Source organism: Paenibacillus sp. KS1 (assembly GCF_001680695.1).
GTDB lineage: Bacteria > Bacillota > Bacilli > Paenibacillales > Paenibacillaceae > Paenibacillus_B > Paenibacillus_B suaedae.
Map to the genome: position 1 here is coordinate 66,068 of NZ_MAIS01000003.1, position 17,131 is coordinate 83,198.

Genomic DNA, 17,131 nt, shown 5'->3' on the forward strand with positions numbered 1-17,131 from the left:
GCTAGCGGCTAAGGGGATGTCGGCATGTAGGCTGAACGGAAAGGCGGGATACAATGTTGCAAGGGAAAACGATAGTGCTCGGAGTTACTGGAGGCATTGCCGCTTATAAAGCTGCTGCCTTGTGCAGCAAGCTGAAGCAGGAAGGTGCAGAGGTTCACGTTATTATGACGAAATCGGCAACGGAATTCATTACCGAGTTGACTTTCCAAACGCTATCTCGTCATCTCGTATATACAGATACGTTTGACGAGAGGGATGCATCTGTCGTCTCTCATATTGACTTGGCGGATCGGGCTGATCTGATTCTGGTAGCACCTGCAACAGCGAATGTAATTGGGAAGATGGCACACGGGCTTGCGGATGATATGCTGACGACAACGGTGCTTGCAACGACGGCTCCTGTCATTGTTGCGCCAGCGATGAATGTACATATGTATGTCCATCCTGCAGTTCAGCATAACATGGGGATGCTGCGCGAGCGTGGAGTCCACTTCATAGAGCCAGAAGAGGGCCTCCTCGCCTGCGGTTATACAGGCAAGGGAAGAATGGCAGAGCCCGAGCATATCATCGAGCAGCTCAAACAGTGGATGGCTTCCAACAAGCTGCCTGAGAGATTCGGGCCGAGCAATGTGATGACAAGCGTCAAGGCGAATGGCTCTGGCGTACCGCCAGAAGCTGCTGCACAAGAAGAACTGCTTCTATATGGCAAAACGGTACTTGTCACAGCAGGTGGAACTGTTGAACGCATTGACCCCGTTCGCTATATAACGAATGATTCCTCAGGCAAGATGGGATTTGCTATCGCAGAGGCGGCGCGAAATATGGGGGCTCAGGTGGTCGTAGTAGCAGGACAAACGCAAGTATGCCCGCCAGAAGGGGTAACGATTGTCCGCGTGGAATCCACACAGGATATGTACGAGGAAGTCATGAGCCGCTATCCAGAGATTGATCTGGTTGTGAAGACAGCAGCAGTTGCGGACTATCGTCCGGTCGCACGGGCACCTCAAAAGTTGAAAAAGACTGGGGAACGTCTCATCATTGAGTTGGAACGGAACCCGGATATTTTAGAAGAGCTTGGGCGCCAAAAGTCGAAGCAATTCCTCGTTGGCTTTGCCGCAGAGACGGAGCATGTTGATCAATACGCGGCAGATAAGCTGCGCCGCAAACGGCTTGATCTCATCGTTGCGAATGATGTATCGCGATCAGAAGGTGGATTTGGATCTGATAACAATGAGGTATCGATTTATGACGCGGAAGGTCTTGTAGAACGAATTCCGCTTATGGCGAAAAGCGGGGTTGCGAAGCGTATATTGCAGTTGGCTGCATCGAGAATGAAGGATCCGACCCGGGTGCTGGCAGGCGCTGAAGAGGTGCATCCGATTGAGTAGTGAACATGACTGGATGCCTGCACATGAGCCTTTGTTCCATGCGGTGGGGGCCACAGTCTTGGATGAAGGAACTCGCTGCAATGTGGCTCAGGTCATTGTTGATGTATCTAGCAAGGCAACGAATCGCCCATTTGATTATGCAGTGCCGCAGGATATGGAGGCATGGCTCGAAATTGGCAGCAGAGTTGGGGTTCCTTTTGGCGGGAGAACCGTACAAGGATTCGTCATCGGACTGTCAGATACGACGGATGTGCCGAAGTCTAGATTGAAGCCCATCCAGCAGCTGCTCGACATTGTCCCTCCTCTGCGTCCTGATTTGGTGCAGCTTGCGAAGTGGATGAGTGACCGCTATGTATGTACTTTGACGGCAGCGCTGCAGGTTATGATTCCTGGCGCAATGAAGGGCAAACGGGAGAAGGCCGTTCAACTTGGGGAAGATGCGGTGTTGTATATGCATCACACACGCCTTCATGAAGAGCAGATGAAGGCTGACGATCCTTCAATTGTGGACTCACAGCTTCCCGATCAACTTGAGCTTATGCCGCATAAACTGCTTGCGGACAGCCTCACCGCTGAACTGCTTGCTTATGTAGAACGGAACGAGCCAATCGCTGCCGATAAGCTGCTGCAGGCATTCCCAGCCGGAGCCGCCCTAATCAAAGAGGCGATGCAGCACGGGTGGCTCGTGGAGACGGAGCGAATTAAAGATCGTATCGGCGTGAAGAAGCTGAAGCGTGTTCGCCTTGCTGTGGAACCGGATCAGGCTGAGCAAGCAGCGGTGGAGATTGGCGCTCGCGCTCGCCGTCAGCAGGAATTGCTTCGGCAGCTTCTTGAATTCGGCGGGGAACTTCCGCTTCGCTCGCTCAATGCTTCTGCGGTGAAAGCCTTGGAAGGCAAAGGATTGGTCGTCGTCGACGAGGTTGAGGTTATGCGTGATCCATACGCCGACCGGCGCTTCAAGCCGACTCAGCCGCTGCCTCTAACAGAAGAGCAGCAGAGCGTTCTAAGCCGAATTACCGAAATGCTGGATGAGGGCTCTGCGCAATCATTTCTTCTCCACGGTGTGACCGGAAGCGGCAAGACAGAAGTATACTTGCAGGCAATCGACCGCTGTCTCCGTTCCGGCAGACAAGCGATCGTGCTGGTACCGGAAATATCACTGACCCCTCAAATGGTAGAGCGGTTCAAGGGACGATTCGGCTCAAAGGTGGCTGTTATGCACAGTCGCCTGTCCCAAGGGGAGCGTTACGATGAGTGGAGGAAAATACGAGAGCGGCGCGTTCAGGTTGCGATTGGAGCGCGTTCTGCCATATTTGCTCCATTTGAGCATATCGGTCTTATCATTATGGATGAAGAACATGAAACCTCTTATAAGCAGGAAGAGACACCGAAGTATCATGCCCGCGATGTGGCCGTAGAGCGAGCTAGACTGCATGACGCCGTTGTTGTGCTTGGATCAGCGACGCCCTCTATGGAGACGTATTACGCGGCCAAGCTTCATGGATATGAAGCTCCGCCGTCAGGGCTGGAGCCGCCTGCTTGGGATTTGGCTCCGCTGGCCATGCCGACTCGCGTTGGCGGCAGAGCGCTTCCTCCCGTGACGATTGTGGATATGCGTGAGCAACTGAAGATAGGCAATCGCTCGATGTTCAGCGCTCCGCTGGAGAAGGCGCTGGAGGAGCGGATCGAACGGGGAGAGCAGACAGTTCTGCTGTTGAATCGGCGTGGTTACTCCACATTCGTGATGTGCCGGACGTGTGGGTATGTTGCCCAATGTCCTGAATGTGATATTTCTCTGACTTATCATATGAAGTCTGGGCATATGCGCTGTCATTATTGTGGGTACGCGGAACGGGCACCAGTCGTCTGTCCCTCATGCGAAAGCGAGCATATACGCTACTTTGGCACAGGGACACAGCGTGTTGAAGAGCAGCTAGCCAAGCGTTTTCCGGGCATACGTGTCATTCGGATGGACGTGGACACGACGACGGAGAAGGGATCGCATGAACGTCTGCTTGCCCAGTTCGGTGAACGCAAGGCAGATGTACTGCTGGGGACGCAGATGGTCGCGAAGGGACTTGATTTCCCTTATGTGACATTGGTAGGTGTTATCGCTGCGGATTCTGCGCTGCACATGCCGGACTTCCGAGCGGCGGAGAAGACATTCCAGCTTCTTACGCAGGTCGCAGGCCGTGCAGGCAGACATCAGCTGCCAGGCGAAGTAATTGTGCAGACCTATGCGCCGGAACATTACTCCATTACCCATGCTGCCCAGCATGATTACTCGGCTTTCGCCTCAGATGAGCTAAGGCATAGAATGCAGCAGATGGTTCCGCCTTTTTGTCGATTGGCCTTGCTCTCTATGACACATGAACAGCTGCCGCTGCTCGTGCGTGTCGCAGAGAACGCTGCCCTGCGGCTGAAGGAGCTGGCTGAGCAGCGAGGATGGCTTCATGGGCTGAACGAAGCAGCCAATGCGGTTGAAATTTTGGGGCCAGTTGCTTCTCCAATTCCGCGAATTAAGAACCGCTACCGGTTCCAATGCATTATCAAGAGCAGAGGAAATGTTGATTTGTCCTCTTTGATGGCAGATGCGATGAAGGAGTTCGACATGGTATCCAAAGAACAGGATGTATGGTTCAATGTAGATATCGACCCGCAAATGATGATGTAGAGATGAATATAAAGCACTGGAGCATTCGTCATCAGCGTATATGGTGAATAAACTATAAATAAACGATTCAAAAAGGAAGGTGTGCCCGATGGCATTACGAATTATTGTACACGAACCAGATGAGGTTTTGCATCAAATAGCAAAGGAAGTTCCTAAGATTACGCCGAATATTCAGAAGCTGCTGACAGATATGGCAGATACGATGTACCATGCTGAAGGTGTCGGACTTGCTGCACCGCAGATCGGTATCTTGAAGCGTGTCATTGTTGTAGATGTCGGCGATGAGCATGGATTGATCGAGATGGTGAACCCTGTTATCCTGTCTGCGGAAGGAGAACAGCTTGGACCAGAAGGCTGCTTGAGCATTCCAGGAATCAATGGGGACGTACTCCGCCATCAGAAAATCACGGTAAAAGGGCTTGACCGCAATGGCCGTGAAATTACGGTCGAAGCTGAAGATTTCTTGGCTCGTGCATTCCAGCATGAGATCGACCATTTGAACGGTGTATTGTTCACCGAAATTGCAGAACGGGTATATGAGGTGCCCCGCGAAGGCAGGGAATAAATGATGACGAAGATTGTATTTATGGGGACGCCTGAGTTCGCGGTTCCTTGCTTGGAGAATTTGTTAAAAGAAGGGTACGAAGTTGCAGCGGTGGTCACTCAGCCGGATCGTCCGGTAGGGCGTAAACGTGTGCTGACGCCTACACCAGTGAAGGCTGCTGCGCTGGAGCATGGGATTCCTGTATGGCAGCCGGAGAAGCTTCGTACCTCTACCACGATAGAGGATATTCGCGCTTTGGAGCCGGATCTTATTGTTACTGCAGCTTATGGACAGATTCTGCCGAAGTCTGTGCTTGATATTCCGCGTCTCGGCTGTATTAATGTACACGGTTCACTTCTGCCGAAGTACCGTGGAGGTGCGCCAATTCAGCGTTCTATCATGAATGGCGAGCCGGTGACTGGTGTAACGATTATGTATATGGCGGAAGGCATGGATACAGGCGATATGATCAGACCGATTGAAGTGCCGATTACGGATGAGGATAATGCCGGCACGATGTTCCAGAAGTTAAGCGCTGCAGGAGCACAGCTTCTGATCGATACGCTGCCGGATCTAATCGCAGGTCGTATCCAGGCGATACCGCAGCCTCATGAGGAAGCAACTTACGCCCCTAACTTGAAGCGCGAGGATGAGAAGATCGATTGGTCACACTCTGCGCGTGAGATTTTCAATCAGGTTCGCGGCCTTGTACCGTTCTCTGGCGGATTTACGTTGTGGAACGATGAGGTATTCAAGGTGTGGGCTTGTGAGGCGCCGAGCAAGGCAGAGGCTGATGCATCCAAGGGATCGCAGGAGCCGGGAACTGTGTTGACACTTAGCCCACGCGGCATTGAGGTTCAGACAGGTGCAGGCACATTGTGGCTGACCGAGGTTCAGCCTGCTGGCAAGAAGGCAATGGCTGCTAGCGAATTCGTTCGCGGCGGCAAGATGATGCAAGGGACGGTGCTGAAGTGAGCGAGCAGCATTCGGGAGGCGCGAAGAAGCGCAAGACAGCACGCGATGTTGCGCTCGAGGTACTTGTTCAAGTGGAGAAGGAGCACTCCTACAGCAATTTGCAATTGAACCAGGCACTCCAAGGAGCGAATTTACCGCGAGTTGACGCAGGTCTGGCGACAGAACTTGTATACGGAACGATTCAGCGATTGAATACGATTGATGGTGTGCTGGAGCAGAAGGTGCAGCGTGGTTTGTTCAAGCTTAAGCCGTGGATGCGCAATCTGCTGCGCATGACAGCCTATCAGCTGCATTATCTGGATCGCATTCCTGCCCATGCCGCCATCAATGAAGCGGTTACGATTGCGAAGCGACGCGGTGGACAGTCCATGGGCGGCTTCGCTAATGGAGTGCTGCGAGCGATTATGCGCGAGCCGAATTTATGGGATACTCCTGCTGGTTCAGATCCGGTCTCACGAATTGTATGGGAGCATTCGCATCCGGCTTGGCTTGTCTCCGACTGGGTCGATGCTTACGGGGAAGCAGACACAGCAGCGATGTGTGAGGCGAACAATCGTCCTCCGCACGGTAGCGTACGTGTAAATGCGCTGCGAACGAATCGTGAGAAGCTGCTTGCCGATATGAAGGAGGAAGGCTTGAATGCAATGCCTTCTTCACTCTCCAAAGATGGAATCGTAGCTGAGGGCGCAGGGAATCTGGCGTTAAGCAAGTGGTATCGCAATGGCGAACTGTCTGTGCAGGATGAGAGCTCCATGCTCGTCGTTGAGGCGCTTCGTCCTGAGGCTGGCATGCGAGTGCTGGACTGCTGTGCAGCTCCTGGAGGCAAGACGACACATATTGCGGAGCGAATGGGCAATACGGGTGAGGTAGTGGCTAATGATGTTCATGCTCATAAGGTGGCGCTCATCGCAGATCAGGCTGAACGTCTTGGCTTGACATCAGTAGCGATGATGAATGTGGATGCGTCCACACTAAGCCGCGAACTGCCTTCTGGCAGCTTTGATGCAGTGCTGCTCGATGCACCGTGCACAGGCTTCGGTGTCATTCGACGCAAGCCGGACATTAAGTGGGCCAAGCGTCCTGAGGACGTAGCATCTATTGCTTCCCTTCAAACTGAGCTGCTTGATCAGGCAGCTCAATTGGTTCGCCCAGGCGGACGCCTCGTCTATTCAACTTGTACGGTTGAGCGTGCGGAAAATGAGGATGTGGTTCGCCGCTTCCTAGCATACGCTGCTGAGGAAGGTTGGGAACTGGATGATACGTGGAAGGCGGCTCTTCCAGCGGAGCCCCTCGCCGCGGCACTGAAGCGGAGCCCGGAAGGCATGCTGCAGGTACTGCCGCATGATGCGGAATCGGATGGCTTCTTCATCGCTTGCCTGAAGAAGCGCAAGTAAGCATATCATCGTGCGAATCGCATGATGTTGATACCTGCATAGGGTGTGAAGCATACGCCGCAACGCTCAAGACGAGGCTTCTTGAACGTTGCGGCTTTCTTTTTCAAGCAGGGAAGATCTGCTGCTTGCAACACGCGCTTTTAGCATTTCGCCCATTTGTGGTAAAATAAATCGAACTGCATGATTGAGGAAAGGTAGAGGTTGAACAAACGAATGAAACCATTTATATACGATCTAACATTTGAACAGCTTCAAGAATGGTTGAAGGAGCAAGGAGAGCCGGCATTCCGTGCCGGGCAAATTTTTGATTGGCTATACGTGAAGCGTGTGGATGACTTCCAAGGGATGTCAAACTTGTCCAAGTCGCTTCGTGAGAAGTTGGAGAACAGCTTCCAATTTGTAACACTGAAAGAAATTACACACATGAAATCGCAGGATGGAACGTATAAATTCCTATTCGGACTACACGATGATCATGCGATTGAGACTGTCATTATGAAGCATAGTTATGGGAACAGCATCTGTGTAACGACCCAAGTCGGATGCCGTGTAGGCTGTACCTTCTGTGCCTCTACGCTTGGCGGGTTGAAGCGGAACCTGACAGCGGGCGAGATTGTAGCCCAAGTCGTCGCTGCGCAGAAAATTCTGGACGAATCCGAAGAGCGCGTGAGCAGCATCGTTATTATGGGAACGGGAGAGCCGTTTGAAAATTATGATGCGACGATGGCGTTTCTGCGCATTATGATCCATGAGAAGGGGCTGCACATCGGACAACGTCATATTACGGTATCAACGAGCGGCATTGTGCCAAGCATTTACAAATTTGCTGACGAGAATACGCAAATCAACTTGGCGATTTCAATTCATGCGCCGAATGATGCTCTGCGTTCGAAGCTTATGCCCGTTAACCGCAGATTCCCATTCGAGGAAGTGATGAAGGCGCTCAAGCATTATCAAGTGAAGACTGGACGCCGTATAACCTTCGAATACGCCCTTATTGGCGGTGTGAACGATAAGGTTGAGCATGCGGAAGAACTTGCAGATGTATTGAAACGTATGGAAATGCTCGCACATGTCAACTTGATTCCGGTCAACTATGTACCGGAGCGGAATTATGTACGTACCCCTCGCAACGATATTTTTGCATTCCACCGTGCGCTTCAGGATCGAGGTATTAATTCGACGATACGTCGGGAGCAGGGGCATGACATTGCTGCAGCGTGTGGACAATTGCGAGCGAAGCATATGGAGTCTAATGCGAGGTGATCGAAAATGAGAGCTGTACAACGTTCTGATGTAGGACGCGTCCGTGCGGTCAATGAAGACCGTGCTTTCCTGTCCGAGTTGTCGAACGGCTATTACGCAGCTATCGTAGCCGATGGAATGGGTGGACATCAGGCGGGAGATATTGCAAGCCGACTTGCTGTCGAGACGGTTATATCTGAATTGTCAGCATTGCCAGGTGATTTGGATCAGGAGATGCTGGGCAGTGCGCTTGAACAGGCGATTATCCGAGCGAACCAAACGATTTTTCATATTGCCTCTCAAGATGAGAAGTATCATCACATGGGAACGACAATTGTCGCGGCCCTCTTCGATAAATCCGATTGGAAAGGATTTATCGGGTATATCGGCGACAGTAGAGCCTATGTGATTAATCGCAGTGGAATCAAGCAGCTGACGGATGATCATACACTAGTCAATGAGCTGGTGAAGCGCGGTCAGATCGAACCACAGGAGGCAGAGCGTCATCCGCGGCGCAATGTACTTATTCGTGCGCTCGGAACGGACGAGCAGGTGGAAGTGGATCTGCTGTCTGTTGAAATTCGTGTTGGAGATGTGCTGCTTCTATGCAGTGATGGATTGACGAATATGCTGAATGCTGAACAAATATGGGGAGTTGTCATTGATCCTTCGCTCCCGCTGCCTGTCAAGGCGGATCGTCTGCTCGGACAAGCGCTTGATGCCGGGGGGGATGACAACATCACGATTGTCCTTCTGGATCGTTTGGAGAACAGCGTTGTGGAAGAGGGGGGTAGCTCATGATTGGCACCATACTGTCTGGTCGCTATGAAATCATTACGCGGATTGGTGGAGGCGGCATGGCGCTTGTGTACAAGGCGCTTGACAATTTGCTGAACCGCTATGTAGCAGTCAAAGTATTGCGCCAGCAGTTCGTTCATGATGAAGAGTTTATTCGCCGATTCCGCCGGGAGGCGCAGTCTGCTGCATCGTTGTCTCATCCAAATGTAGTCAGCATTTATGATGTTGGACAGGAAGAAGATACTCACTTTATCGTTATGGAGTATGTGGAAGGGCATAATCTGAACGAGATTATTCTGGAGAGGGCTCCCCTGCAGGTTGACGAGTCGGTGCGAATCACTACGCAAATCTGTGACGCGCTTGATCATGCCCATCAGAATCATATTATTCACCGCGACATTAAACCGCATAACATCTTAATTGGCCGGAACGGCCGCGTCAAGGTGACAGACTTCGGGATTGCACGCGCGGTTACTTCGTCGACGATCACACAGACTGGATCTGTGGTCGGCTCGGTTCATTATTTTTCTCCAGAACACGCGAAGGGCGTGTCGACAGGAGAGAAGTCTGACTTATACTCGCTGGGGATTGTGTTATATCAGATGCTTACCGGCAAGCTTCCGTTCCTCGGGGAGAGCCCGATCAGCGTGGCGCTGAAGCATCTGCAGGAGCCGTTCGATGAACCAAGAGTGGTTAATCCGCATATTCCTCAGAGCGTGGAGAACGTCATTCTGAAATCGATGCGCAAAAATCCTGCTGAACGATATCAATCCGCAGCCGAGATGATGCGTGATCTGGAGACATGCTTGCTGCCTGAACGTCTGCATGAGTCCAAAATTACATTCAAGCCGCGGCCTGTCTATGATGACGATCAAGAAACGCGGGTGATGCCTGCAATTCGCTCCACGACGTCAGATCATGCAGCTAGCCCTCAGGGAAGGACGGGAAAGCCTCCTGAGCGCTCGGCATCATCTGCTGCAGCTGGAGCAAGCAAGCGCAAGTCTTGGGTAAAGCCTGCGATTTGGGCAAGTGTGACAGTTGTATTCCTAGCGATTTTAATCGGTGTAGTGTATTACGTGAAGAGTGTGCTTGTTGTGAAGGATGTTGAAGTTCCGAAACTGATCAACATGACGTTACAAGAGGCCCAGAAGGAACTGGGCGCTCTCAAGATTGAGATTGAGGATCCTGTAATTGAGGAATATAAGGAAGGCTTCGAGGCGGGGAAAATCTTCGACCAGAGCAAGCCCCCTGGATCGATGGTGAAGGAAGGCTCGACCATTCGCTTATATGTGAGCAAAGGCACCCCGCTTGTGAAGCTTGCTGATTACAAGGGGAAGTCGGTCGACAATGTCGTACAGCAGCTGTTAGATCTAGGCTTCGACAATTCACAGATTGAGAAGAAGCTCGTCTATGATGATGAGTTGGAAGAAGGTCTGGTCGTCAGCATGTCTCCTAGCCCGAATACGGAGGTCGATCCGAAGAAGACAACGATTCAGCTTATGGTCAGCAAGGGCAAGGAATCGTTCGGCATGCCGAACTTGAAAGGCATGACCAAGGAAGCGGCCATTGCCGCGATTGAATCGAGTGGACTGAAGCTGGCTAGGGACGGGGTTGTGGAAGAGCCGAGTTATGAAGAACAAGGCAAGGTAATTAAGCAGCAGCCGTACGAGGCAAATGATCCGGTGACGAAGGGTGCGGAAGTTCGTATCTACATTAGCTCAGGCTATCCGCCTGAGGCATTGCGATATACGTTCCCGTTAACGGTGTATCCGGAAGTGGAAGGCAAGTCGAGCAAGATTCGGATCTATTATACGGATGCCCGCGGCGAGAAGAGGGAATGGGGAACAGAGACCATTTCGACGGCCAAAACGTTCAATGTGGAGCTTATTCTTGCACCAAATAAGGATGGAGCTGTGTCCTTTGAGCGTGACGGCAAATTCGTAGATGCTTATCCTGTCTCTTATACCGATGCGAAGCAGGGAACGGTACACATCCCACCACCTCCTGATATTCCGGCTACTACACCGCCAGGAGGCACTCCAGAACAGGGAGGCGGCCAAGGCAATGGCGAAGGGGTCACTCCTCCTGCGGATGGAACAGATGGACAGAACGGAGAGGCAGGGGCAGGCGGTGAGGAAACTGGGAACTAATAGTTGGCCTCGCTGCCGTGCAATGAATAGCAGGAACGTGAAGAGCTTGGAGGAGCATATATGCCAGAAGGTTTAATTGTAAAGGCGCTGAGCGGCTTCTATTATGTTCGGCCCGATGAGTCTACAGATGAAGAGGTCGTTCAGTGCCGTGCCCGCGGCATTTTCAAGAAGAAAGGCGTGTCCCCGCTTGTCGGGGATCGCGTCATCTTCTCTATGACGGATAATGGAGAAGGTACGGTAGATCAGATTGAGAAGCGGAAGACAGAGCTGATTCGTCCGCCAATTGCGAATGTGGGGCTGGCAGCGCTTGTCTTCTCGGTAGCTGAACCCGTATTGAACCGCCAATTGCTGGACAAGTTCCTTGTACATATCGAGCACGCGGGACTTGATGCGGTTATCGTGTTGACGAAGTGCGACATCATCGAAGGGTTGCCAGAGACAGAGCAGTCGGCTGCACGTCAGGAGATGGAAGAGACAATTCGTCTGTATTCCAATGTCGGTTACGACGTTATTTCTACCAGTGCCCGAGGCGGGTATGGCTATAGTGAAGTGGAGAGCAAGTTGAATCAAGACATCAGTGTATTTGCGGGTCAGTCTGGTGTCGGCAAGTCATCGCTACTTAATGCGATGCTGCCCGGCGTATCGCTGGAGACGAACCAGATCAGCCATCGTCTCGGTCGAGGCAAGCATACGACACGTCATGTGGAGCTGCTTGCATTGCCCCGTGGCGGCTATATTGCGGATACTCCGGGATTCAGCCAGCTGGATTTCTTGGAACTGGGCGTTGATCAGCTTGGAGACTGTTTCCGCGAGTTCAGAGCATATGCAGACGGCTGCAAATTCCGTGGCTGTACGCATATTCATGAACCCGGTTGTCAGGTAAAGATGGCTTTGGAGCAAGGCGATATTGCGAAATCCCGCTATGAGCACTATGTGCTATTTTTTGAGGAAATGAAAGAGAAAAAACGGAGGTACTAACATGACACAGCAGAACGACATCCGAATTGCCCCTTCCATTTTGTCCGCTGACTTTGCGAAGCTTGCGGAGGATATTCGTGACGTAGAGCGAGGTGGCGCCGACTGAATCCACATCGATGCGATGGATGGCCGCTTCGTTCCGAACTTGACGTTTGGTCCGCTCATTGTAGATGCTATCCGTCCGCATACGGAGCTGACATTGGACGCTCACCTCATGATTGTGGAGCCGGAGAAGTACGTTCCTGACTTTGCTAAGGCAGGAGCCGATGTCATCACCGTACATGCGGAAGCTTGCCCGCACCTGCATCGTGTGGTGCATCAAATTAAGGAATGTGGTGCCAAGGCAGGCGTCGCGTTGAATCCTGGCACCTCGCTGTCGGCTGTTGAGGAGCTGCTCGGTGATGTGGATTTGTTCCTCATCATGACGGTCAATCCAGGGTTCGGCGGACAGAAATTCATTTCTTCGATGACGGATAAAATCAAGCGTCTGCGTACAATGCTGAACGAACTTGGCAGACAGGACGTCCATATTGAAGTGGATGGAGGAATATCGGCAGCAACATCTGGCCTCGTTACAGAAGCGGGAGCGGATGTACTCGTGGCAGGCAGCGCGGTGTATGGGGCACCGGATCGTGCAGAAGCGATTCGTGTGCTTCGCGAAGCAGCAAGAAGAGGGTGACACGGCAACTAGATTGCGCAGCGGCATCATGGGATATGCGTGTGGGAGAACGCGCGTGATGCTGCTGAGTGGCAAAGGGGAGAAAAGCATGTGGGTAACAGCGCTAATGCTGACGCTGTACAGCTTTGTGTGCGGATCACTAATAGGATTGTATGCATTTTTGACCTTTCCGATTAACTTGGTATGCTCGGTGGGGGCTTTGTTTCTTGGATACAAGTTCTTCAAGCGGTATCAGACCAAGAGCATTCGGATCTGGTTTGTATCCTTGTCCGTATTGTTTTACTTCATCTTTTTATTCATGATGTCAGTTGTCACATATTTGAAGCAATTGCCTACGCCTGCTGCCTGAATCCTTCAGAATCGGGCTTGCTCTCCATGCATAGAGCTTGTGGGGTCGGCATATAGTGGTTACATGAGCACAGATCTCATGTAACCTTTTTTCTTATCATGACGGGTCTTTCGGACATGTCGGCGAATAGAAGTGTAGGGTAGATGAGATGACGAGGAGGGTGGAGTATGAAGTTCTATACGTTTAAGCTGCCTAAGTTCTTGGGAGGTTTCGTCAAGGCCATCTTAAATACGTTTCAAAAAAACTGACGTTCCTGGCGGCCATGATGCTGAATCCGTATCCATCATCCACCACCCGAACGTATTCGTATATGAAGGGCAGCGGGAACGGAGCAACAGGCTCAGCACATATATGATCGATAGTGGGTTCCGGCATGCAGCAGAAACGGTTGTTCCGTCCCGTTCGGAGGTCCGACCGTTTCCTGCGAGATGGCATAAAATTCATGTCATTTCATGTAAAATAAGGACAAATCAAAAAAGACTCCCCATTGAACGATGTCAATGAGGAGTTCATCCCGATATGAAAAAAAGCACCTGATCGCGTCAAGGTGCTTTTTGTATATCTTACATGGGATTAGACGCGAGTCACTTTACCTGCTTTCAAAGCGCGTGTGCTCACGTAGACGCGTTTAGGTTTGCCATCTACCAAGATGCGAACCTTCTGAACGTTAACGCCCCAAGTGCGGCGGTTTTTGTTATTCGCGTGCGACACGTGATTACCGGATCCAGGTTTCTTCCCCGTTACATAACATTTGCGAGCCATGCCTTACACCTCCTTATCCCAAAACAACCCTCATACAATTAAATACTCAAATATGATATCATATATGAAAAAGCCTCGTCAACTGAATCAAAAACTTTGTTTATTTCTGTTTTCTATTATAGTACAATGTTGATTAGTCCATAATACTCACAAAAAGGGGTGGAACAACCATGGCCATTCAATTGGATACCAATCTCGGAGCTGTGAATATTTCCGAAGGGGTCGTAGCAGTCATCGCCGGATCAGCGGCAATGGAATGTTATGGACTTGTGGGCATGGCCTCGCGCAAGCAGTTGAAGGACGGCATTGCTGAGCTGCTTGGTCGCGAAAATCTGACGCGTGGTGTCGAAGTGCGCCGGGAGCAAGATGCGCTACATATCGATTTATATATTATTGTTAGCTACGGAACGAAAATATCCGAAGTGGCGCACAACATTCAACAGAAAGTGAAATATGTATTGAATGATGTAGCTGGCCTGTCAGTCGAGCAAGTCAACATCTTTGTCCAAGACGTACGCGTATTAAGCTAGGAAGGGGAATATTCGTTGAATATACGTTCTTTAAATGGAACACAATTTGCCAATATGGTGCTAAGTGGTGCGGACAGTCTGAATCGCCACGCAGAGCATGTCAATTCATTAAATGTCTTCCCGGTACCTGATGGGGATACGGGAACGAATATGAATTTGACGATGACAGCAGGCGTTACTGAACTGAAAGCGAAGATGTCTGCATCCATCGCCAAGTCGGCAGAAGTTTTGTCCAAAGGATTACTAATGGGAGCCCGGGGTAACTCGGGTGTTATTTTGTCTCAATTGTTCCGCGGCTTTAGCCGTGGTGTTGCTGGTTTGGATGAGGTGAACTCGGTTCAGTTCGCCCATGCGATGCAGAGTGGTGTTGATACCGCTTATAAGGCTGTCGTCAAGCCGGTTGAAGGGACGATTTTGACAGTTGCGAAGGAAACAGCCAAGTACGCTGTTCAAATTGCTCGTCGTACTCCGGATTTGACGGAGTTTATGCGTGAGGTATTAGCAAAGTCCAAGGAAGCATTGGCGAAGACGCCGGATATGCTGCCCGTGCTCAAGCAAGTAGGCGTTGTAGACTCCGGTGGACAAGGCCTCGTATATATTTATGAAGGTTTCTTGGCTGTTCTGGAATCCGCAGATGGTTCTTTCCATGAGTCGACTGCGTCTGCAGCCGTTCATACACCATCCGGAGCAGCGACTCCGCATGTGAATGCTTCTGCTCAAGCGAAGCTGCATACGGAAGATATTGAGTTCTTGTATGATATGGAATTTTTCATTGATCGTACGCGCGGAGTATCTAAGCCGTTCGATGAAGACAATTTCAGGAAAGCGCTTGCCAAAAATGGGGATTCGATCATTGTGATTCCAGATGATGAGATCATTAAGGTTCACGTTCATTCCCGCAAGCCAGGTGAAGTATTCGATCTGGCCATGGAGTATGGAGAGCTGACGCAAATGCACATCTTGAATATGCGCGAGCAGCACCGTGAGATCATTCATGGCGAACACGGCGATGTGTCTGCTATGCCTGAATTATTCGCAGAAATTCCTGTACAGGAAGTAGCTGTAGAATCCACTTTGGTAGAGCCGCCAGCTGAAGAACTTGCACCTTATGGCTTTATCGCTGTAGCAATGGGCGATGGCATCCGGGATATTTTCAGCAGCTTGGGCGTAGACGTTGTGCTTTCTGGTGGACAAACGATGAACCCAAGTACACAAGATTTCATCGACGCTATTGAGTCGATCTCGGCACAGCATATCTTCATCTTGCCGAACAACTCTAACATCGTGATGGCTGCGAAGCAGGCTGCAGAAATCGTGGAACGTGATGTAACAGTACTTGTCAGCAAGACAATTCCACAAGGGATTGCAGCGGCATTCGCCTTCCAAGAAGACGAGAGCTTGGAAGTGAACCGCTGTGCGATGGAGGACGCTATCGCTCATATTACGTCTGGTCAAGTGACGTACGCGGTGCGTGATACGACGTTGGATGGTCTGGAAATTAAGGCCGGACATTATATGGGTATTGTAAACGGGAAGATCGTAACGACGACGGAATCGGTTGCGGATACGCTGCAGCAGCTGATGACGAAGATGTTGGAGAACAATGGGGAAGTCGTGACGCTTCTTACAGGAGAAGAAGCGAAGGACGAGGATACGGAAGCGATTGTTGCATGGCTCAGCGAGCAATATCCGAACGCTGAAGTAGAAGTGCATCAAGGCGGTCAACCGATCTATTCCTATATCATCTCCGTAGAGTAGGACAATGTGGAGGGGGATTCTGTATGAGTCATATTCGTATCGTAACGGACAGTACAGCGGATATTCCGCAGGATGTGCGTGAACGCTACGGAATCGAGATGGTTCCGCTCAAGGTGCATTTCGGTCAGGATATGTTCAAAGATTCTGTAACGATTACCGCGGAACAGTTCTATGAGAAGCTGGTGCAGGCTGACAAGCTTCCTACAACATCTCAGCCTTCGCCAGTTGAGTTTTTGGATGTATATAAGCGTTTGACTACAGAATCAGACACCCAAGTTATTTCGATACATTTGTCCGCAGCGCTCAGCGGAACGTATCAATCTGCGGTTCTCGCCAAGAGTATGATCGAGGATGAGGCGGATATTACAATTATTGATTCGATGTCAGCCTCTTATGGATTTGGATTGATTGTCGTTGAGGCGGCCCGCATGGCGGAAGCAGGTCAATCCAAGGACGAGATACTGTCCATGATTGATCGTTATCAAGCGGAGCGCTCTTTATACTTTTTAGTGGATTCATTGGAATTTTTGCATAAAGGCGGACGTATCGGCAAAGCTGCTGCTATGTTCGGTGCTCTGCTAAACATTAAGCCTATCTTGTCTGTAGATCGTGCAGGTGAAGTATGTGCAGTGGACAAGGTTCGCGGTCATAAGCGTGCTGTTGCACGCATCGTTGAACTGCTGGAGCGGGATCACGGAGGCCATCCGGTTCATGTCGTGATGGGCTACACGAGTGACCAATCTGCAACAGATGAACTAATGGAAGCGATTAAGGAGCGGTTTGATATTCGCTCCTTGTCATATACGGCCATCGGAGCCGTTATCGGCACCCACGTCGGAACAGGCGTAGGCGCTGTGTTCATGTGGCGCGCTGATACGGATACTGCCGAATCTATGCAATAGGGTAA

The 17,131-nt window shown here is 51.0% G+C and carries 15 protein-coding genes and 1 pseudogene; 15 read left to right on the plus strand and 1 reads right to left on the minus strand.

Annotated features, from left to right (window positions below):
- Positions 1-53: 53 nt before the first annotated feature.
- The 12 genes and pseudogenes from coaBC to spoVM all read left to right on the plus strand — a co-directional run bounded on the left by coaBC (position 54) and on the right by spoVM (position 13,422).
- Complete coding sequence (coaBC, locus tag BBG47_RS01790) at positions 54-1,388, plus strand: bifunctional phosphopantothenoylcysteine decarboxylase/phosphopantothenate--cysteine ligase CoaBC (RefSeq protein ID WP_065290282.1); 1,335 nt, start codon at positions 54-56, stop codon at positions 1,386-1,388.
- Entirely contained in the window at positions 1,381-4,062 is a 2,682-nt protein-coding gene (gene priA, locus BBG47_RS01795) for a primosomal protein N' (protein ID WP_254659726.1), read from the plus strand. The genes coaBC and priA overlap by 8 nt, the downstream gene beginning before the upstream one ends.
- Before the next feature lie 88 nt (positions 4,063-4,150).
- Positions 4,151-4,627, plus strand: coding sequence for a peptide deformylase (gene def / locus BBG47_RS01800; protein ID WP_021256654.1), 477 nt, complete (start codon positions 4,151-4,153; stop codon positions 4,625-4,627).
- Positions 4,628-4,630: 3 nt separating this feature from the next.
- On the plus strand, positions 4,631-5,581 hold the full coding sequence (gene fmt, locus BBG47_RS01805) for a methionyl-tRNA formyltransferase (protein ID WP_065290337.1): 951 nt from the start codon (positions 4,631-4,633) through the stop codon (positions 5,579-5,581).
- Complete coding sequence (gene rsmB, locus BBG47_RS01810) at positions 5,578-6,975, plus strand: 16S rRNA (cytosine(967)-C(5))-methyltransferase RsmB (protein ID WP_065290283.1); 1,398 nt, start codon at positions 5,578-5,580, stop codon at positions 6,973-6,975. The genes fmt and rsmB overlap by 4 nt, the downstream gene beginning before the upstream one ends.
- A 213-nt stretch (positions 6,976-7,188) precedes the next feature.
- The gene (rlmN, locus tag BBG47_RS01815; RefSeq protein WP_028531234.1) at positions 7,189-8,241 is read left to right on the plus strand and encodes a dual-specificity RNA methyltransferase RlmN; all 1,053 of its coding nucleotides are present in this window, start codon (positions 7,189-7,191) and stop codon (positions 8,239-8,241) included.
- A 6-nt stretch (positions 8,242-8,247) separates the two neighbouring features.
- On the plus strand, positions 8,248-9,021 hold the full coding sequence (locus BBG47_RS01820) for a Stp1/IreP family PP2C-type Ser/Thr phosphatase (protein WP_065290284.1): 774 nt from the start codon (positions 8,248-8,250) through the stop codon (positions 9,019-9,021).
- Entirely contained in the window at positions 9,018-11,168 is a 2,151-nt protein-coding gene (gene pknB / locus BBG47_RS01825; protein ID WP_083189030.1) for a Stk1 family PASTA domain-containing Ser/Thr kinase, read from the plus strand. The genes BBG47_RS01820 and pknB overlap by 4 nt, the downstream gene beginning before the upstream one ends.
- A 60-nt stretch (positions 11,169-11,228) precedes the next feature.
- Positions 11,229-12,146, plus strand: a complete 918-nt coding sequence (gene rsgA / locus BBG47_RS01830) for a ribosome small subunit-dependent GTPase A (RefSeq protein WP_065290285.1) — start codon at positions 11,229-11,231, stop codon at positions 12,144-12,146.
- A 1-nt stretch (position 12,147) separates the two neighbouring features.
- A pseudogene (gene rpe / locus BBG47_RS01835) lies at positions 12,148-12,825 on the plus strand (ribulose-phosphate 3-epimerase).
- Entirely contained in the window at positions 12,779-13,174 is a 396-nt protein-coding gene (locus BBG47_RS01840; RefSeq protein WP_227774553.1) for a hypothetical protein, read from the plus strand. Before rpe ends, BBG47_RS01840 begins: the two are co-directional and overlap by 47 nt.
- 167 nt (positions 13,175-13,341) lie before the next feature.
- Positions 13,342-13,422, plus strand: a complete 81-nt coding sequence (spoVM, locus tag BBG47_RS01845) for a stage V sporulation protein SpoVM (RefSeq protein ID WP_019424875.1) — start codon at positions 13,342-13,344, stop codon at positions 13,420-13,422.
- 325 nt (positions 13,423-13,747) lie between these two features.
- Here the strand turns inward: spoVM and rpmB are convergent, their stop codons facing one another.
- The gene (gene rpmB / locus BBG47_RS01850) at positions 13,748-13,936 is read right to left on the minus strand and encodes a 50S ribosomal protein L28 (RefSeq protein WP_005548278.1); all 189 of its coding nucleotides are present in this window, start codon (positions 13,934-13,936) and stop codon (positions 13,748-13,750) included.
- A gap of 170 nt (positions 13,937-14,106) precedes the next feature.
- On the opposite strand from rpmB, the gene BBG47_RS01855 reads away from it, so the two are divergent.
- From BBG47_RS01855 to BBG47_RS01865, 3 genes are read left to right on the plus strand one after another with little or no spacing between them, the layout of a single operon-like run.
- Positions 14,107-14,466, plus strand: a complete 360-nt coding sequence (locus BBG47_RS01855; protein WP_021256645.1) for an Asp23/Gls24 family envelope stress response protein — start codon at positions 14,107-14,109, stop codon at positions 14,464-14,466.
- Between the two features lie 54 nt (positions 14,467-14,520).
- Positions 14,521-16,224 carry a DAK2 domain-containing protein gene (locus BBG47_RS01860; protein WP_065290338.1) on the plus strand — a complete coding sequence of 568 codons (1,704 nt, stop codon included), beginning with the start codon at positions 14,521-14,523 and terminating at the stop codon, positions 16,222-16,224.
- Between the two features lie 23 nt (positions 16,225-16,247).
- On the plus strand, positions 16,248-17,126 hold the full coding sequence (locus BBG47_RS01865) for a DegV family protein (RefSeq protein ID WP_065290286.1): 879 nt from the start codon (positions 16,248-16,250) through the stop codon (positions 17,124-17,126).
- Positions 17,127-17,131 lie beyond the last annotated feature (5 nt).